Source organism: Streptomyces hydrogenans (assembly GCF_014656075.1).
GTDB classification, from domain to species: domain Bacteria; phylum Actinomycetota; class Actinomycetes; order Streptomycetales; family Streptomycetaceae; genus Streptomyces; species Streptomyces hydrogenans.
Window position 1 is genome coordinate 1 of record NZ_BNBS01000146.1, and the last position, 18,587, is coordinate 18,587.

At 74.5% G+C, this 18,587-nt stretch carries 14 protein-coding genes and 2 tRNA genes; 8 read left to right on the forward strand and 8 right to left on the reverse strand.

Translation table 11 applies throughout. From position 1 onward, the window contains the following. Positions 1 to 114: 114 nt before the first annotated feature. The 5 genes from IE321_RS36095 (at position 115) to IE321_RS36115 (ending at position 4,639) form a co-directional block, all read left to right on the forward strand. The gene (locus IE321_RS36095) at positions 115 to 1,704 is read left to right on the forward strand and encodes a hypothetical protein (protein WP_190226024.1); all 1,590 of its coding nucleotides are present in this window, start codon (positions 115 to 117) and stop codon (positions 1,702 to 1,704) included. Continuing rightward, positions 1,701 to 3,047, forward strand: a complete 1,347-nt coding sequence (locus IE321_RS36100) for an AAA domain-containing protein (protein ID WP_190226025.1) — start codon at positions 1,701 to 1,703, stop codon at positions 3,045 to 3,047. The genes IE321_RS36095 and IE321_RS36100 overlap by 4 nt, the downstream gene beginning before the upstream one ends. Before the next feature lie 399 nt (positions 3,048 to 3,446). Further along, positions 3,447 to 3,803, forward strand: a complete 357-nt coding sequence (locus IE321_RS36105) for a DUF8844 domain-containing protein (RefSeq protein WP_043229882.1) — start codon at positions 3,447 to 3,449, stop codon at positions 3,801 to 3,803. A 127-nt stretch (positions 3,804 to 3,930) separates the two neighbouring features. Then, entirely contained in the window at positions 3,931 to 4,575 is a 645-nt protein-coding gene (locus IE321_RS36110) for a hypothetical protein (protein ID WP_190226026.1), read from the forward strand. After that, a tRNA-Lys gene (locus IE321_RS36115) sits at positions 4,566 to 4,639 on the forward strand. Before IE321_RS36110 ends, IE321_RS36115 begins: the two co-directional genes overlap by 10 nt. A gap of 60 nt (positions 4,640 to 4,699) precedes the next feature. Here IE321_RS36115 and IE321_RS36120 read toward each other — a convergent pair. Next, positions 4,700 to 5,980, reverse strand: a complete 1,281-nt coding sequence (locus IE321_RS36120) for a M6 family metalloprotease domain-containing protein (RefSeq protein ID WP_372470215.1) — start codon at positions 5,978 to 5,980, stop codon at positions 4,700 to 4,702. A gap of 326 nt (positions 5,981 to 6,306) precedes the next feature. Between IE321_RS36120 and IE321_RS36125 the strand changes: the two genes are divergently transcribed. After that, on the forward strand, positions 6,307 to 8,202 hold the full coding sequence (locus IE321_RS36125) for a putative bifunctional diguanylate cyclase/phosphodiesterase (RefSeq protein ID WP_226651617.1): 1,896 nt from the start codon (positions 6,307 to 6,309) through the stop codon (positions 8,200 to 8,202). Between the two features lie 96 nt (positions 8,203 to 8,298). Here the strand turns inward: IE321_RS36125 and IE321_RS36130 are convergent, their stop codons facing one another. Then, positions 8,299 to 10,008: a glycosyl hydrolase family 18 protein gene (locus tag IE321_RS36130; RefSeq protein ID WP_190226028.1), complete on the reverse strand. Its 1,710-nt coding sequence runs from the start codon at positions 10,006 to 10,008 to the stop codon at positions 8,299 to 8,301. 253 nt (positions 10,009 to 10,261) lie between these two features. Continuing rightward, positions 10,262 to 11,404: an LLM class flavin-dependent oxidoreductase gene (locus IE321_RS36135; RefSeq protein WP_372470214.1), complete on the reverse strand. Its 1,143-nt coding sequence runs from the start codon at positions 11,402 to 11,404 to the stop codon at positions 10,262 to 10,264. A gap of 366 nt (positions 11,405 to 11,770) precedes the next feature. Between IE321_RS36135 and IE321_RS36140 the strand changes: the two genes are divergently transcribed. After that, positions 11,771 to 12,523, forward strand: a complete 753-nt coding sequence (locus tag IE321_RS36140) for an IclR family transcriptional regulator (protein ID WP_043229906.1) — start codon at positions 11,771 to 11,773, stop codon at positions 12,521 to 12,523. 75 nt (positions 12,524 to 12,598) lie between these two features. Continuing rightward, positions 12,599 to 12,672: transfer RNA gene (locus IE321_RS36145), tRNA-Lys, on the forward strand. A 74-nt stretch (positions 12,673 to 12,746) separates the two neighbouring features. Here the strand turns inward: IE321_RS36145 and IE321_RS36150 are convergent. The 5 genes from IE321_RS36150 to IE321_RS36170 all read right to left on the reverse strand — a co-directional run. Then, positions 12,747 to 13,400 (reverse strand): response regulator, encoded by a 654-nt coding sequence (locus IE321_RS36150; protein ID WP_190226030.1) that lies wholly within the window; start codon positions 13,398 to 13,400, stop codon positions 12,747 to 12,749. After that, positions 13,340 to 14,635, reverse strand: a complete 1,296-nt coding sequence (locus tag IE321_RS36155; RefSeq protein ID WP_190226031.1) for a sensor histidine kinase — start codon at positions 14,633 to 14,635, stop codon at positions 13,340 to 13,342. The genes IE321_RS36150 and IE321_RS36155 overlap by 61 nt, the downstream gene beginning before the upstream one ends. Before the next feature lie 72 nt (positions 14,636 to 14,707). Next, the gene (locus IE321_RS36160) at positions 14,708 to 16,402 is read right to left on the reverse strand and encodes an AMP-binding protein (protein WP_190226032.1); all 1,695 of its coding nucleotides are present in this window, start codon (positions 16,400 to 16,402) and stop codon (positions 14,708 to 14,710) included. 26 nt (positions 16,403 to 16,428) lie between these two features. Next, positions 16,429 to 17,019 (reverse strand): lytic polysaccharide monooxygenase auxiliary activity family 9 protein, encoded by a 591-nt coding sequence (locus tag IE321_RS36165; RefSeq protein WP_190226033.1) that lies wholly within the window; start codon positions 17,017 to 17,019, stop codon positions 16,429 to 16,431. Between the two features lie 206 nt (positions 17,020 to 17,225). Further along, on the reverse strand, positions 17,226 to 18,587 hold a 1,362-nt coding region (locus IE321_RS36170; protein ID WP_190226034.1), incomplete at its 5' end, for an SPFH domain-containing protein.

Consider the following 18,587-nt stretch of genomic DNA (forward strand, 5'->3'; position numbering starts at 1 on the left):
CTCCGGCGACGCCGACGGCCCGGCCGGCGGCGCCCTGGAGGACACGGCGGTCGCGGCGCTGCGCAGGGCGTGGGCCCTGCGGCAGGAGGCGCTGGCCGGAGCGGAGGCCGCCGCATGTCGCTGATCGCGCACCTGGCCCGGATGGAGGCCGTGGAGACGGGCCGGGCTCAGCCCCTGGCGACCGTCCGGCACCGGCACCTCGGCGGGCGGCCGCTCGTCCTCGTGCCGCTGACCACCGCCGGTGAGGCGGGCGCCCCGCTCGGGGCGCTCGTCGGCACCGACCCGGACGAACCGCGGCTCCTCGTGGTGCCGCAGCCGCGGGACCGGGAGCTGCGGTTCGCGTTCCTCGCCGAGCTGGCCGAGGAGGTGCTGCCGTACGTCGACGGGTACGCGGACGCCGTCGAGCTCGTGGAGCGGAACGAGACGGATCCGGAGACCGGGAAGAAGACGAAGGTCGAGGTCGAGCTGTGCGCCGACGCGCCGCAGCTGATCGTGCCGAGCCGGGCCGGGATCGAGTACGTACGGCTCCTGGGGCGGTCGACGCGCTTCCGGCGCACCGCCGAACAGGACCCGGACACGCCCTACCCGGCGCCGCCGCGCGTGCCGCTGCTCGGCCGCTGGCTGACCCACTACGGGGAGCGGGCCCGGGTGCCGGGCTCCTCGCTGCTGCTCGCGGCGACCGACCTGCTGAACCGCCACTGGGCGACCGGCCAGTCCTCCCTGGAGGACCAGCACCTGGGGGCGCTGCTCGCCTGGATCGACCCGTACGACGACGAGCCGGGCGCCGAGGGCGCCCACCGGGCCGAACTGGGCCGGGACCCTCAGGGGCAGCTGCTGTGCCCGCCCGCCGGGCCCGCGACCGACCCGGCCTTCGACAACCAGCTCCTGGCGCCGGCGATCGAGGCGTACGACCGGGCCCGGCAGGCGGTCGGCGCCGCCGAGGACGGCGAGACGGCCGACGCCGCCCTCGCCGCGCTGCACCGCGCCGAGCGGGAGGTCCGCCGGCTGGTCCTCTCGCAGCTGCGCCCCACCTGGGACGCGACCTGGCGGGCGCTGGGCCTGCTGCGGCAGCTGCCCGAGGGCGCGCGGGTCCCCGACCGGTGGACCCGGGACCGCTGGTCCTTCACCGCGCACCGGGACCGGATCACCGCCGGGGAGCCGCCGCAGCCGCGCCGCGACGACGCCGTGACCGCCGCCGCCAAGCTCGCCGCGCGCGAGCAGGCGCAGGGACAGCTGGACGCCCAGGAGGCGCTGGACGACCCGCTGGTGCTGGCGGGGCGGCGGCTGTCCGGCGAGGCGTTCGCCGCGGAGGTGACCGAGGTGACCATGGCGTGGACGGAGTCGAAGCGGCCCGCGCCGCGCCCGCTGCTCACGGTCCGCACCGAGGACCGGCCGCACCTGGACGCGGGCGTGAAGGTGTACCGCTCGCTGGGCGGCAAGCCGCAGTCGGCGGAGTTCGCGCGCCGCGAGGAGGACGGCTCGCTGGTGCTGCGGCTGCTCGACCGGATGGGCCGGTCGAAGGAGCCCGCGGAGGGGACGGTGCCGGAGAAGGGCGAGCGGATCTCCTGGACCCTCTTCGAGCACGACGCGCGGGTGGGGCCGAAGCTGCCCGACCCCGAGGAGACGCCGTGGACCCACGGCGGGCCGCCGCGCTCCGCCGACGCCGAGCTTCCCGACGCCGTGACCCCCGAGGACCTGCTGTGACCCTGTACGACCCCGCCGTGCCCGACCCCGGCGCGGCCGCCGCGGCGGCGACCGCCGCGATCCTGGCCGACACCCTGCACGGCACCTCCCGCGGCGTCGTCGTCGACTCGCCGCCCGGCGCCGGGAAGTCCACGCTGGTGGTCCGGGCCGCACTCGAACTGGCCGCCGCCGGCCGCCCCTTGATGGTGGTCGCGCAGACGAACGCGCAGGTCGACGACCTGGTGCTGCGGCTCGCCGAGAAGGAGCCCGAGCTGGAGGTGGGCCGGCTGCACTCCAGCGACAGCGACCCGTACGACAAGGCGCTCGACGCGCTGGAACAGGTACGGAAGTCGGCGAAGGCGGGCGACCTGGCCGGGCTGCCGGTGGTGGTCTCGACGGCCGCCAAGTGGGCGCACGTGAAGAACGTGGAGCCGTGGGCGCACGCGATCGTGGACGAGGCGTACCAGATGCGCTCGGACGCGCTGCTGGCCGTGGCGGGGCTCTTCGAACGGGCGCTGTTCGTGGGCGACCCCGGGCAGCTGGACCCCTTCTCGGTGGTGGGCGCGGACCAGTGGGCGGGGCTGTCGTACGACCCCTCGGCCTCGGCGGTCTCGACGCTGCTGGCGCACAACCCGGAGCTGCCGCAGCACCGGCTGCCGGTCTCGTGGCGGCTGCCCGCGTCGGCGGCGCCGCTGGTGTCCGACGCGTTCTACCCGTACACGCCGTTCCGTTCGGGCACCGGCCCCGGCGACCGGCGGCTCGCCTTCGGCGTCGCCTCCGACGGTTCCGCGCCGGACCGGGTCCTGGACGAGGCCGCCGAGTCCGGCTGGGGCCTGCTGGAACTGCCCGCCCGGCCCACCCCGCGCACCGACCCGGAGGCCGTGCACGCGGTCGCCCTGGTCGTCCGGCGCCTGCTGGACCGGGGCGGCGCGGCGGTCAGCGAGCGGTCCGACACCCCGGTGCCGCTGACCGCCGACCGGATCGCGGTCGGCACCGCCCACCGCGACCAGGCGGCGGCGGTCCGCGCGGCCCTGACGGCGCTCGGCGTGTCGGGCGTGACGGTCGACACGGCCAACCGCCTCCAGGGCCGCGAGTACGACGTCACCGTCGTCCTCCACCCCCTGTCGGGCCGCCCCGACGCCACCGCCTTCCACCTGGAGACCGGCCGCCTCTGCGTCCTGGCCTCCCGCCACCGCCACGCCTGCGTCGTCGTCTGCCGCGCCGGCGTCACCGACCTCCTCGACGAACACCCCTCCACGGAACCCGTCCAGCTGGGCGTCACCGTGAAGTTCCCGGACGGCTGGGAGGCCAACCACGCGGTCCTGTCGCACCTGACGGAGCACCGGGTGACCTGGACACCCTGACCCACCGGACCCGACCAGCCGGACGGAGTCCGGCACGCCGCCGCAGGCGGCCACGGGACACAGCCCCGGACGGCTGGGAGGCCAACCACGCGGTCCTGTCCCACCTGACGGAGCACCGGGTGACCTGGACACCCTGACCCACCGGACCCGACCAGCCGGACGGAGTCCGGCACGCCGCCGCAGGCGGCCACGGGACACAGCCCCGGACGGCTGGGAGGCGAACCACGCGGTCCTGTCCCACCTGGCCGAGCACCGGGTGACCTGGGCACCTTGACCCACCGGACCCGAGCGGTGGGTGGCCGCGGGCGTGGCGGCCGGCGGAGGCGGTCTTGCGGGGCGCGGGAGAATGGGGGGTGGTCCGGCATTCCGGACCGTGTGCGGGCTAGGAGGAGCGGAACGATGGCGGAACCCCCGGAGCGGAGCGGACAGCGGCGGCTGCGGCCGGCGCCCCTGATCTTCGAGCCTGCCGAGGCGACCGCCGATCCGGAGCACTTCTTCGACCTGGAGTCGATCGAGGACCCGCGGGAGCTGCTGGCCCGGGCGACCGAGCTGACCCTGGCGTTCCGGGCCGCGACGGACCGGGCGGTCGAGTTCCAGGCCGTGGCGGCGGCGCAGCTCGCCGATCCGAAGCGGTTCGACCGGCTGACGGCGGCGGACGTGGCGGAGCGGGCCGCGTGGACCGAGGACTACGCCCGGAAGATGATCGAGTTCGGGCGGGACCTGATCCGCACCGGGGGGCGTCCGCCGGAGGAGTGACCCGGCGGCCCCGGCGGAACAGGCGTTCGGCATATGCGGGGCGCACGATACTCCCCCGGGTGCGGCCGCGTCCGCGTTTCGCGGAACTCTCGGCGTTCGCTTCGTCACGGGCGGTAGACCTTTCTCCATGACGACGACGACCTGGCTGCGCGACGAGACCACCCCGTACGACGTCTTCCGCTTCCTGCGGACGGGTGACGAGGACCGGCACCAGACCGCCCGGGTGACCGCGGACGGCGCCGCCTGGCTGGCCTCGGCGGCGAGCGGGGACCTCGGGACGGCGCTCGCGCGCTGGGAGGCGCGGCCGGAGTCGCCGGCGGTGCTGCCGTGCGGGACGGCCTTCGACGTGGTCAACGTGGACCCGGTCTTCGGGCGGCGGATGCTGGACCGGCTGTGGGAGGAGGGCCCGGGCTCGGGGCCGGTGGCCGCGCACCGGGGCCGGATGCTGCTCTTCGCCGCCCCGGGCACGGCCCAGCGGCTGCCCGCGCTGCTCGACTGGGAGGAGTGGGGCGAGTCCGTGCCCCGGCCGCTCTGCCACGGGGCGGGCGACGCCGTGACGGTGCCGCCGCTGGTGCCGGCCGGGCAGGAGTCCTCCCGGCCGCGCTGGCTGGTCGCCCCGGACACCCGGAACCCGTGGCTGCCGGGGCCCGAGGTGATGCTCTGGGCCTGCGTGCGAGCCGTCCGGATGGTTTCCGCCGCCGACGTGCGGGTATCGATTTTCGCTCCCGCCGGTGAGGGTGCTAATGTCTACGACGTCAGCAGGCGCCGCTAGCTCAGTTGGTTAGAGCAGCTGACTCTTAATCAGCGGGTCCGGGGTTCGAGTCCCTGGCGGCGCACCGACAGAGAAAGCCCCTCGCGAGAGCGAGGGGCTTTCTTGTCGTCTCCGCACCGGGTGCTCACTCCGCGCCGGGCGGGATGATCTTCACCGTCCAGATGCCGGCCTCGCTGCGGTCGGCGACCTCGACCCGGACGCCCGTGCCGGGCACCGTGAGCGTCTCGCCGACCTCCATGGGGGCGTCCGCGAGCGGCGGGTAGACCGAGCGCTCCCAGCACGCCTCGGTGTCCGGATGGGCGTCGACGACCTCGACCGGGCCGTCGCCGGAGGCCGCGCCGGCCCTGACCCGGTAGACGAGGACGCCCTCGGTGCAGGTGTCGGCGTCGTTGCCGGTGGCGGCGCGGGCCTCGACCGCGAGGACGCTGTCCGGGCCGGTGCGGACCACGGCGAGCCGGGTGCCGCGCGCGGTGGGGGTCGCCGGGGCGGCGGAGACCGGCTCCAGGCCGACCACCCGGGGCTCGCCGCCCTGGACACAGGTCACCTGGGAGCGGTCGAGCCAGCCCAGCTTCCACTTGTGCCAGCCGAAGGGGTCGGGGGCCAGCCCGAACTGGCTGCCCATGACGTCCCAGTCGCCCACGTGGGTGTCCCAGTCGCCCTTGCCGTCGGCGGGCCGGCGGTAGAGGTCGGGCAGGTCGAAGACGTGGCCGGTCTCGTGGGCGAGGACGTTCCGGTCCGGCGGGTGCCGCTCGAAGACCGTGACGACCCGCCGGATCTTCGTGCCGTCGGCCTCCAGCGGGCGGTCCAGGTTCACCACCTTGGTGGCGTCCGAGTCGACGCCGGGGGCGTCCGGATCGGCCACCAGGTAGACGATGTCGTACCGGGAGAAGTCCACGGCGTCGTCGGCGGCGGCGACCGCGTCCCGCAGGTAGGCGGCCCGCTTCCCGGCGTCCCAGTCCCGCCGTATGTCGTAGTCCGTCGACGGGCGGGGCATCGGCGTCCAGTCGGCCCGGGGGTGCGGGCGCAGCGTGAAGCGCCCGTAGGAGGCCCGCTGGAAGAACTCGGTGGTGGCGGGGAAGTGGTCGGCGGTCAGCTCGTCCGGGCGGGTCAGCGGCTCGGCGTCCGGGAACGACAGGAAGATCATGACCGCGTCGAGCGAGCGGTCGGGCCGCGGATAGGAGTCGTTCCAGCTGGAGAGGCCGAGCGAGTGGTGCGCGGCGGTGCGGGGCAGGGCGCAGGGGCCGGCCGAGGGCGCGGCCACGGCGGGCCCGGCGACCAGGCCGGTGGCCGCCAGCGCGGCGAGCGCCGTGAACGAGGCGGCTCCGGCGCGCAGCCGGGAGCGCTCCACTCCCCCGGGTGGCTGCTGACCCTCCACGTGGACCTCCGGTTCGCGAGTGCGGGACACCTCCACCACCTTGTGATGGTTCGCGGCGTTTCGCATATTTCCGCTGCCCCGGTCGGGTGAGAGCGCGGCGCGGGGTGGACGCGAGACGGGCGGACTTCAGCTCACGGAAAGTCACATTCGGTCATCCGAGTGGCGCCGTGCGTCAGACCCGGACGGATTCGGTCGCGGAGGCGGCGCCCGGTGGCCGGCCTCACACCCTCCGGGCCCCCGGCCGCCCGCCCCGGAGCTGGAACGGCCCCCCGGCTGGCTCTATGATCGGCACACTTGTCCCAGGCCGACCATCCCGACCACATGTGAACGGCCCCCCTGCACCACGGGAGCGAGCGGTGAGCGGAACCCCCGAAGGACCGGTACACCCAGAACCGCCCGGCATCCCGCCGGCCCGCCCGGCACTCACGGAGCGTGAACTCCGCGACTACCGGGCCGCCTTCCGCGTCTCCCGGCTCGCCATGGCCCTCGTGGACCGGGACGGCCTGGTCGTCGCCGCCAACGACTCGCTCGGCGCCCTCCTCGGCACCGACGGCGCCGCCCTGCGCGAGCAGGCCGCCGCCGACCTCGTGGACCTCGCCGCCGACGGACGCACCTGGCACGCCTACCGCGAGGTGCTGCGCGGCCGCCGCTCCCGCTTCCGCTGCACCCGCCGGCTCAAGCACCCCGACGGCCGCAAGCTGTGGGCCGAGGTCACCGTCGCCCCGGTCCCCGACACCGGCCGGGTCCTCCTGTCCGTCGCCGACATCAGCGACCGGCGCGAGCTCCAGGCCCGGCTGCGCCACCTCCAGATGCACGACCCGGTGACCCGGCTGCCCAACCGGGCGCTCTTCTTCGAGCGCCTCTCGGCCGCCCTGGAGACGGCGGCGGCGGAGAGCGCCGAGGCTGCCACCGGCGCGGACGGCCCGACCGAGCCGGCCGGTGCGCCGGAGCCGTACCGCTCGCCCCGGTCGTACCTGTCCTATCAATCGCACGGCCATGGCAGAACAGGGCGGATCGGGCTCTGCTACCTGGACCTCGACGGCTTCAAGGCGGTCAACGACACGCTCGGGCACCGGGTCGGCGACCGGCTGCTCGCCGCCGTCGCCGGGCGGCTCACCGAGTGCGCCGACAGCGCCGGCTACACCCGCAGCGGGGGCCATCTGGTGGCCCGGCTCGGCGGTGACGAGTTCGCCGTCCTCGTCGAGGAGTCGACCGGGACGGAGCAACTCGCCGACCTGGCCCGCTCGGTGCTCGCCGCCCTGGAGCGGCCCTTCGACCTCGGCGGGCAGCGGCTCTCGGTCTCGGCCTCGATCGGCGTCGTCGAGCGGACCGCCGTCGGCACCACCGCCACCGGGCTGATGCAGGCCGCCGACACCACGCTGTACTGGGCCAAGGCCGACGGCAAGGGCCGCTGGACGCTCTTCGACCCCGAGCGCAACGCGCACCGGATGACGCGCCAGTCGCTCTCCTCCACCCTCCGCCCCGCCGTGGAGCGCGGGGAGTTCGGCCTGGAGTACCAGCCGCTGGTCGATCTGGCGGGCGGCGCGGTGCGCGGGGTGGAGGCGCTGGTGCGGTGGAACCACCCGCAGTTCGGGGTGCTGGCGCCGAATCGGTTCGTCGGGATCGCCGAGGAGGACGGCTCGATCGTCGAGCTCGGCCGGTGGGTGCTGCGCACCGCCTGCGAGCAGGCCCGGCAGTGGCAGAAGGACCATCCGCGCGAGCGGCCGCTCTTCGTGAGCGTCAACGTGGCGGTCCGCCAGGTCTGGGACTCCGACCTCGTGGCGGACGTGGCGGGGATCCTCGCCGAGACCGGGCTCGCCCCGCACCTGCTCCAGCTGGAGCTGACCGAGTCCGCGGTGATGGGCTCGGCGGGGCGCCCGCTCCAGGCGCTCCAGGCGCTCAGCGACATGGGCGTGCGGATCGCGATCGACGACTTCGGCACCGGCTATTCGAACCTGGCCTATCTGAGCCGGCTGCCGGTCTCCGTCCTCAAGCTGGACGGCTCCTTCGTCCGCGGCTTCCAGGACGAGGAGCACGCCAACCCGGCGGACGAGCTGATCGTGGAGGCGCTGGTGCAGCTGGCGCACCGGCTCGGCCTCACGGTGACCGCCGAGTGCGTGGAGACCGCCGGGCAGGCGGCGCGGCTGCGGCGGATCGGCTGCGACACCGGGCAGGGCTGGCTGTACTCGCGGCCGGTGGCCCCGGACCGGATCGCCGCGATGATCGAGGGCACGGCCCCGCTGCGGGTCTGAGTCCGCGGGAGGACGCGCGGGCATGGAACTGCCCCCGGCCGGAGGGACATTCCGGGCGGGGGCAGCGGTTCATGCGGTGGTGCGGGGGGTCAGGACTCAGCAGGCGCCGAGGTCCTGCCAGACACCCCACTCACCGGTGGTGCCGGGCACCTCGTTCTGGGTCCACCACTTGGCCTTGTACTTGCGGCCGTTGTGGGAGACCTCGTTGCCCGCGTTGTAGACCTGGCCGGCCACGTACGCCGGGACCGTGCCACAGCCGGCGGGCGGCGTGGTCGGAGGCGTGGTGGGCGGGGTGGTCGGCGGGGTCGTGGGCGGGGTGGTCGGCGGGGTGGTGGTGGGCGGCGTGGTCGGCGGGACGGTGGTGCCGCCGAGCGCGGTGTTGATCTGGGTCAGCAGGGTCGCGTTGTTGTCCAGGCCGAGGAGCGAGTACATCATCGCGCCGCCGAGACCGCGCTGCTTGCCATAGTTCACGCGCTCCTGGATGGACTTCTGGTTGAGGCCGGTGAAGAACTCGCCGTCCTTGTAGAAGTACGAGGACTTGGCCTGGTCGTCCCAGAAGGTGGTCGCCGCGTTGTCGACGATGCCGCCGAGCTCCTTGTAGTGGGCGATGCCGGCCTGCTGGGAGAGCGGGCGGACGTTCGAGCCACCGGTCGCGGTCTGCGCGAGGCCGTTGGTGGTGCCGGCGGGCACGCCCTTCCAGCCGCGGTAGTAGAACTCGTAGCCCAGCGTCAGCTTGTTGGCGGGGAAGCCGCCGGCGATGCCGTAGGCGGGCTTGCCGTCGATCCAGGAGTCGATCGCGTTGTCGATCGAGTACTTCTCGGTGCCCGGGGCGATCGGGTCGGTCGGGTCGTTCGCGCCGGAGTAGAGCGGCGACTGGTGGTACGTCGGCCCGTCGCCGTCCCAGGCGCCGTGCATGTCGTACGTCATGATGTTGGCGTAGTCCAAGTACTGGCCGATCTTGTCGGTCTCGATGTACTTGATCTTGTCCTGGCCGGCCGGCATGGCGGCGGTCAGCATGTACTTCTTGCCGCCGTTGGCCGCGCCGTACTCGTCGAGCTGCTTGCGGAACTCGGCGAGGAGCAGCGTGAAGTTCTGCTTGTCCTCGGGGGCGTAGTGGTTGCCCAGGTGACCGCCGGAGGAGCCGGGGTACTCCCAGTCGATGTCGATGCCGTCGAAGATGCCGGCCGCCGTGCCGGCGCCGCCGAAGCCGCCCTCGACGGGCAGGTTGCCCTTGAGGTACTGGTCGATGCAGGAGGAGACGAGCTTCTTGCGGCTCGCGTCCGTCTTGGCCGCGTCGCTGAAGTACTTGGAGTAGGTCCAGCCGCCCAGCGAGATGTTGATCTTCAGGTGGGGGTACTTCGCCTTCAGCTCCTTGAACTGGTTGAAGACGCCCACGATCGGCTGGTCCCACTTGTCGGCGACGCCGTCGACGGAGTCGGCCGCGGAGAAGGACTTCTGGTAGTCGGCGTAGGAGTCGCCGGCACCGTCGCCCGCGTTCGGGTTGTTGTCGTCACCCGCGGCCTTGTTGGCCATGAAACACGTGAGGTTCGTCGGGTGGATGTTGCCGAACGAGTAGTTGATGATGTCGAGCTGGCTCGCGATGCCCCGCGTGTCGAGGTGCTTGGGGTAGAACGCGTTGCCGTACACGCTCCACTGGTCGTAGTACGCGATGCGCACGCCACCGGCGGAGGCGGTGGTCGAGGCGTCGGCGGCCTGGGCGGAGCCGAGGCCCGCGGTCGCGGCGAGGGCGCCGGCGGCGAGGGCCGAGCTGAGCAGCGCGGCGATCAATGACTTACGGGGGTGCACGAGCGTCCTCCGATGGGGGGTACTGGTGGTGCCGTACAGGAGTTGAGGAAGTGATAGCCCCCGTGTGAACGGCGCGTCAATGGTCTGAACCAGATTGAGGACTAGACCAATTCGACGGAGAAACCCCTCGTCAGAGGCGTGCAGCACAAAACGGAACCGCCCGCCACCATCGGTGACGAGCGGTTTAAGGTTTCTTTAGGGAAGCCGGCGGGTTGGTTCGACGATGAACCAACCGCCGTACGGAATCCCGGATTCAGCCCCGCGCGGGATCGAGGACCGGCAGGCCGTAGGCGTCCGCGATCAGTTCGTAGCTCCGCAGCCGGGCCTCCCCGCCGTGCGCGTTGGCGGTGATCATCAGCTCGTCCGCGCCGGTCCGCTTCCGCAGTTCGTCGAGGCCCGAGCGGACCGCGTCCGGGGTGCCGTGCACGACGTTCGCCAGCCAGCCGTCGGCGAACTCCCGCTCCGCCGGGGAGAAGGCGTACGTCTCCGCCTCCTCGGGCGTCGGGATGAGCCCGGGCCGGCCGGTGCGCAGCCGCAGCATCGACAGCGCGCCCGTGAGCACCTGGCGGTACGCCTCCTTCTCGTCGTCGGCGGCGAGGGCGCCGACACCGATCAGCGCGTAGGGCTCGTCCAGGACCGCGGAGGGGCGGAAGGACTGCCGGTAGAGGTCGAGCGCGGGGATCGTGTTGCGGGCCGAGAAGTGGTGGGCGAAGGCGAAGGGCAGGCCCAGGAGGCCGGCCAGCCGGGCGCTGAAGCCGGAGGAGCCGAGCAGCCAGACCGGCGGCCGCCCCTTCGGACCCTGCACGGGGCCGGGCACGGCGTGGATCCGGGCGTACGGGTGCCCGGCCGGGAAGTCGTCGTCCAGGAACCGGGTCAGCTCGGAGAGCTGCTCGGGAAAGTCGTCGGCGCCCTCGTTCAGCGTGTCGGTGCGGCGCAGGGCGGCGGCGGTGGCGCCGTCGGTGCCGGGGGCGCGGCCGAGGCCGAGGTCGACGCGGCCCGGGGCGAGCGCCTCCAGGGTGCCGAACTGCTCGGCGATCACCAGCGGGGCGTGGTTGGGGAGCATCACGCCGCCGGAGCCGAGGCGGATGCGGCGGGTGTGGGCCGCGAGGTGGGCGAGGATCACGGCCGGGGAGGAGGAGGCGACCCCGGGCATCGAGTGGTGCTCGGCCACCCAGTGCCGGTGGTAGCCGCGCCGCTCGGCGAGCCGGCTCAGCTCCACGCTGGTGGCGAGCGCCCGGCTCGCGGTGGAGCCGCTGCCCACGGTCACCAGGTCGAGCACGGAGAGGGGCACGGGCGCGGTGCCCAGGGCCCGCCCGCGTATGGGGTCGCCCGCCGTGCCTGCGTCTGCCTGGGTGCCGGTCTCGCTCACCGTCCGGTCCTTCCTCCATGGGGACATGTCCGTCGGAGCGGCAACAGGGCTGCGGGGACGCTTATTCCATCGCACCCGATTTCGGGGCGAAGGGCGCGATCCGGGTGGCGGGGGTCACATTCCGGCCACCGGAGCGGTCGCGTCCGGGTCCGCTTCCCCGGAACGAATCCTCCCGCGCCCCGGAGCCGAACGCCTGCGCGAGCGGGGGTCCGCACCTCCCTGACCTCCGACTCTTCCGTTCGTTCATGCCCATGTCATATGCCAGGGTGGCGCGGCCCAGGACAGGGCCCCTCCCCTCCGCATGAATCTCGCCAACAGCCGCCCCGTAAAGGCCCCTTGGCGGCTATCGTGGTACGGAAGCTTGCGGTCACAACCTGGTAGGGGGAAACCGTGCTGAAGCCCGAGCCCACCGCGCCGTTCCACTCGGTGCAGTACGCCCTGCGCGTCCTGGAGACGGTCTCGCGGCACGGCGGTGGGGTGTCGGACGTCCAGATCGCACGGGAAGCCGGACTGCCCGTCCACCACCTGTCGTCGCTGCTCCTCATGCTCCGGCGCGAGGGGTACGTCGAGCAGGTCTCCGACGGGGCGTACGTCATCGGGGACTCGCTGGTGCTGCTCGGCTCCGGCTCGACCCGCCGGGAGGCCCTGGAGGCCAAGCTCCAGGAGACCCTCACCGAGCTGCGCGACTCCGTGGGCGCCGCCGTCTACATCAGCCGGTACATCGACGGCGAGGTGAAGATCACCCAGTTCGCCGACGGCCCGCGCACGCCCAAGGTCAACGAGTGGGTGGACTTCCGCTCCGCGGCCCACGCCAGCGCGGTCGGCAAGTGCCTGCTCACCCAGCTCGACCACGACGGGCGGCGCGACCACCTCTCCCGGCACAAGATCGCCCGGCTGACCTCCCGGACGATCACCAACGAGAAGGTGCTCTTCTCCAAGCTGGACAGCCAGCCGCCCACCGTCCCGGTCCTCGACCTCCAGGAGTACGCGGTCGGCACGGTCTGCGCCGCGGTGCCGCTGACGGCCGGCTCCTCCGTGGGCTGCCTGGCGCTCTCGCTCCCCATCGAGCACGCGCACCGGCTCCGCTCGGCCGCCGACACGCTGAACCGGCGGGCCGCCCCCGTCGTGCTGTCCCTGGCCATCTGAGGCGTCCCGCGCGGGGCGGCGGCGTGGTGGTCACGAGCACCCGCCGGGACCAGGTAGTATTTTCTCTGTCAGCAGGCGCCGCTAGCTCAGTTGGTTAGAGCAGCTGACTCTTAATCAGCGGGTCCGGGGTTCGAGTCCCTGGCGGCGCACAGACGAAAGAGGCCCCTCGCGGAAGCGAGGGGCCTCTTTCGTCGTGCCGGGACGCGCCTCCGGCCGCCCGGGCTCACGCCTGGAGGTAGGCGAGGACGGCCAGCACCCGGCGGTGGGTGTCCTCCGCCGGCGGCAGGTCCAGCTTGGCCAGGATGTTGCCGATGTGCTTGCCGACGGCCGCCTCGGTGACCACCAGCCGGCGGGCCACCTCGCCGTTGGAGTGCCCCTCCGCGACCAGTGCCAGGACCTCCCGCTCGCGCGGGGTCAGCGCGGCCAGCGGGTCCCTGCGGCGCCGCAGCAGCTGCCGTACGACCTCCGGGTCGACGACCGTGCCGCCGGCCGCGACCCGGGCCAGGGCGTCCACGAACTCCTCCACCTGCCCGATCCGGTCCTTCAGCAGATAGCCCACGCCGGTGCCGTCGCCCGAGTCGAGCAGATCGGCGGCGTAGTCCCGCTGCACGTACTGGCTGAGGACCAGGACCGGCAGGCCGGGGCGCTCGGCGCGCAGCGCGACGGCGGCCCGCAGCCCCTCGTCCCGGAAGTCGGGCGGCATCCGCACGTCGGTCAGCACCACGTCCGGGTCGTGGGCGGCGACCGCCGCGCGCAGCGCCTCCGCGTCCCCGACCGCGGCCACCACCACGTGGCCGAAACGCGACAGCAGCCCGATCAGTCCCTCACGGAGGAGGACACCGTCCTCGGCGAGGACGACGCGGAGCGAACGCGGCACGGGATCTCCACTCGTAGGACCGTCGGCCCGCCCGGCGGGCTGGTGATCGCCAGTGTGCCATCGAGGACGGCGAGCCGGTCGGCGAGTCCGGTGAGCCCGGAACCCCGGGCCGGATCGGCGCCGCCCCGCCCGTCGTCCTCGACGGTGAGGACGAGGACGCGGCCGTCGTGCCGGCCGGTGAGCCGGGCGCGGGAGGCACCGCTGTGCCGGTCCACGTTGGCCAGCGCCTCCCGGCCCGTGAAGTACGCGGCGCTCTCCACGGCCGCCGGCAGCCGGGGCAGCCCGTCGAGCGCGGTGTCGACCGGCACGGCGGTGCGGTCGGCGGCGTCGGCGAGGGCCGGGCCGAGGCCGTAGTCGGCGAGGACCTGCGGATGGATGCCGTGGATCAGCTCGCGCAGCTCGGCGAGGACCTGGCCCGCCTCCTCCTGCGCCTGCCCGAGCCGCACGGCCAGCGGGCCGTCCGGCGGGGCGTCGAGCCGGGCCAGGCCGAGGGTCATGGTGAGCGCGACGAGCCGGTGCTGGGCGCCGTCGTGGAGATCGCGCTCGATCCTGCGGCGCTCGGCCTCGAAGGCGTCCACGAGCCGGGCCCGGGAGGCGATGACCTCCCCGAGCCCGTCCCGCTCCCCGGGTGCGAGCAGCGCCCGGGCGAGCGCGCCGCGCCCGGCGGCGTACAGCCCGAGGGGCCAGGCGAGGGCGAGCAGCGCCAGCGCGCCGACGGCGGCCGCGGCGAAGGCGGCGGGGTAGGTGGTGACCAGCACCGTCTTGAGCAGCTTGGTCTCGTGCCCGTCGGCGGCCAGCAGCACCGGGGCGGCCAGCAGGGTGCCGGGCGCGCCGACGGCGAGGGCGAGCGCGACCGCGTCGAGCGGCCACAGCACGGTGGCGAGCAGGAGGGCGTCCGCCAGCTCCCGCCAGGTCGCCCGCTCCCCCGCGCGCAGCCGCGCCCAGGCCCCGAGACCGGGCGCGGCGGGCACCCGGTGCGGGTCGGCGGCGGGCAGCCGGTCCACCAGCCGCAGCCGCAGCCGTTCGGCCCCGCCGAGCGCGACCCCGCCCAGGAGCAGCAGCGGGATCCCGACGAGGAGGAGGGAGGCGAGCAGCAGCACCAGGAGGGCGGCGCAGGCGAGGGCGCCGACGACGACCCCGCTCGCCAGATAGCCGGCGGACCGCCACGGCCAGCCGCCGAGGGGGTACCGCCACCGCTGCAGGACCAGGGCCTGCCGGACGTCACGTGCTTCCATGACCGCCCACCGTAGGCGCGCCCGGCGGGGGCGGGCCATGGGGCGGGAGGGCGTGCGGGGGTAGGGCCGGCCCTACCCTCCGGGGTGCCCGCCGGGGTCGCGGCCGTGCCGGGCGTACTCGGCGCGGAGCGCGGCGCGGGCGGGTTCGGTGAGGGGCTCGTACGGGGCTCCGGGCCCGGGGCGCCACCAGACGGGGTCGTCGCAGAGGAAGGAGGCGCGGCGGAGCGCCACGCGGTGGATCTTGTTGGTGGCGGTGAGCGGGAGGGCGGGGGCCACCCGGACGAAGCGCGGGGGCATCTTGGTGCCGAGGTCGGGCTGGGCGGCGAGGAAGGCGGCGAAGGCCGCCGGGTCGAACGCCGCGCCCGGGTGGAGGGCGACCGCGGCCATGACCTGGTCGCCCGCCACCGGGTCGGGGACCGCGTAGACGGCGACGCCCGCGGCCCGGTCCCAGCGGGCGAGGATCGCCTCGATCATGGCGGCGGCGAGGTTCTCGCTGTCGACGCGGAGGCGGTCGTCGGTGCGGCCGGCGAAGTAGAGGAAGCCGGACGCGTCCCGGTAGAAGAGGTCGCCGGTCCAGTACCAGCCGCCCCGGCGGCGGGCCTCCTCGGCGCCGGGGTTGCGCCAGTAGCCCTCGAAGGTGCCGGTGCCGCCGCGGTTGACCAGCTCGCCGATGGCCTCGTCGGCGTTGAGGAGCCGGCCGGCCGGCGAGAAGCGGGCCGGCGGGCACTCGCGCAGGGTCCCGGGGTCGACGACGGCCAGGTCGTCGCCGTGCGCGGCGCGGCCGATCGCGCCGGGCGGGGTGTCGGGGGTGCGCTGGACCGACGCGCCGCCCTCGGAGGAGCCGTACCCCTCGACCAGCGGCACCCCGAAGCGCTCGCGGAAGCGGGCCGCGTCCACCGCGCCGGCCTCGGTGCCGAAGCCGAGGCGGAGCCGGTGGTCGCGGTCGTGCGGGCCGGGCGGGGTGGCGAGGAGGTACTGGACGGCCCGGCCGACATAGGTGAAGTAGGTGGCGTCGAAGCGGCGGACGTCGGAGAGGAAGCGGGAGGCGGAGAAGCGGGCCCGCAGCGCGATCCCGGCGCCGGCGGCGAGGGCGGGCGCCCAGTCGGCGATGACGGCGTTGCCGTGGAACATCGGCATGCAGACGTAGTGGGTGTCGTCCGGGCCGGTGGCGAAGGCGCGGGCCAGGGCGGCGCCGGCCGACGCGACCGCGCCCTGGCTGCGGAGCGCGGCCTTGGGCGCGCCGGTGGAGCCGGAGGTGAAGGTGAGGAGGTAGCGGGTGCCGGGCCCGACGGGGCCGAGGGCGGCGTCGCCGGGGCGGGCGTCCGCGTAGGGCGCGAGCAGGTCCCGGTACGCCTCGGTGTCGGTGACCAGGAGGCGGACGCCGGGCAGCGGCAGGCCGTCGAGGAGCGGCAGGTGGGCGCGCTGGGTGACGAGGACCCGGCAGGCGGTGTGGGTGATGTCGCGGGCCAGCTCGGCGCCGCGCCGGGTGGGGTTGATGCCGGCGACGGCGGCCCCCGCGAGGGCCGCCGCGCCGAGCCAGAGCGGGTACTCCGGCGTGTTGTCGAGCAGCAGGCCGAGGTGCGGCTCGCCCCCCGGCCGGGGTGGCATGAGGTCCACGAGCAGGGCGGCCCGGGCGGCGGCGGCCGCGGCGGCCCGGTGGTGGCTGAGGGTGTGGTGCTCGTCCCTCAGCCCGGTCCGGTGGTCGCCCCAGCGGCGCCGTATCAGCTCCGCGACGGTGTCCGCGCCTGCCCGTGTCGTGGCCGTCATGGCCCCGGACTGTAGCTGACGCTACGTCAGAACTGAACGTCCGAGCAGGCGTAGAAGGCGTTCGCGGTGTCCGCGACCGTCCACACCGCCAGGATCAGGTGCTTGCCCGTCTTGCCCGCCGGGATGGTCCCGGAGTGCGAGAGCGTCGACGGCGGCTGCTGGTTGTTGTACGGGACGGTGAGGAACGGCTGGGGGTCGAGCTGGGACCGGGTGAGCTTGCTGTTCGGGTTCCAGCCGTTCTTGGTGATGTAGTACCGGAAGTCCGTGGTGCGGTGGCGGGCCGTGAACTGCCAGCGGAAGGTGTAGCTCTGGCCCGCCGTGACCCTGGTCGCCGGCCAGGCGCCGCCGCGCGGGTCGTCCAGCTGGGCGAACTGGGAGTTGCCGCCGGCGCAGATGGTGCCGTCGGCGGGTCCGGCGCCCGGGAAGCCCTTGAGCCCTTCGACGGACTGCGGCTCCCACTGGATGTTGCCGCAGTTCGTCACGGTGCCGTTGGCACAGAGCTTCTGACGGCTGATCGGTGAGTCGGTGTAGCCGTGGCTGTTCGCGGTGCTGGTGGCGAAGAGGGAGGCGGCCGTGACGCCGAGCGCCACGGCGGCCAGCCCTGTCTTTTTGCGCATGCTGTCGCTCCAGGGAGAACGTGGGGGAGTTCTGTGATGCCCGTGGGCCGTGCTGCACGCGTGCGGAGGGAACTGCTCTGCTTCTAGGTCTAGACCAAGTACCAAGGTAGGGACGGAAGTTGAACATGTCCATACCAACGGCGGGGTGGCGGAACGCAAAAGGAACCGGCCCCGGGCAGCTGCCCGCGGCCGGTTCCCCAGGTGGTTCAGGCGCCCTCGCCCGGGCCCCCACGGCCCGTGTAGAACGCCACCGTCAGGTCCTTGACCAGCGCCTTGCGCTCGTAGTCGTCCAGCTCCACGAGACCACGACTGGTCAGCCGGTGGACCACGTCGTCCACCGCGTCCACCACCGACGTCAGGACGCTGTCCCGGTGCTTCGCGTCGATCGCCGCGATCCGGCGCCGGCGCATCGCCTCCGCGACCTCGGGGGCGTACTCGATCCTCGTCGGCTGCGCCGAGAACACGTCCAGGCCGACCGGCGCGCACTCCGCCGACAGCATCCGCGTCAGCGCCTCGCCGACCGCCTCCGCGTCCCGGAGCGTCGGCGCGTCCTCGTGGAACGCGTCCGCCGGCAGCTGCGACAGCACCCGGGCCATCGCCGCCTCCACCTGCTCGCGCAGGTAGTCCTCGTGACCGTCCACGCCCAGCGCCGCCCGGACCGTGTCCCGGACCCGCCACACCACGAGCACCGTCACGTCCAGCGCGGTCCCCTTCGCGTCCACCGCGGGCAGCGGCTCGCTGCGCCAGTGCCGCAGCCGGACGTCCACCCGGCGGCGCAGCAGCAGCGGGCTCGCCCAGACCAGACCGGTACGACGGACGGTGCCGCGGTACTCGCCGAACAGCGTTAGCACCCAGGCGTACCCGACCCTGCCCCGGCCCAGCCCGCCCACCGCGAAGATCAGCACGAGGACGCCGAGCGCCAGCAGTGCCCACTGCGCGAGGTGGATGCCGTGGTACGGACGCGGGGGCAGCCGCAGCATCCGCGCGGCCTCGTCGGGCACGGCGCCCGCCCACCACACGACGGCCGCGCACCCCAGCAGCGCCAGCAGTCCGCCCGCCCCGCCGACCCACCCCGGCAGCACCGCCGCCGGACGCTCCACGAGCCCCGGGTCGGCCGTCGGCGCGGGCCGCGCGGAGGCCGCGTGCGGCTGCCGCGCGGCGGGCCTCGGGATGACGGCCCGCGCCTTCCGCCCGGCCGGCGGGGCCATCGCGACCGTGTCGGGCCCGCCGTCGTCGGCGCCCGCCGCCACGGGCCCCGCCGCGCCGCCGCCGTCCCGGAACAGCAGGTGGACCGGGATCGAGCCGGTCGTCTCCGTCCCGATGACGTTCTTCCGCCGGGGCAGCCGCCCCACCGCGGCGACCGGCGTCGCGACCGACGCCACCCGCATCCCCGTGATCCGCCCGAAGTCGAGCAGGTCCCGCTCCTCCTTGAACACCCCGACCTCCGGAACGCCCGGCAGATCGGAGCTGCCGGGAGCCGGAGCGAGGGACTTGCCCGCGACCGGGGCGGCGGCGGGCTCGGCGCGGGCGGGTGCCGGGGCGGAGGCGGCCGCCCGGGCCCGGGACGC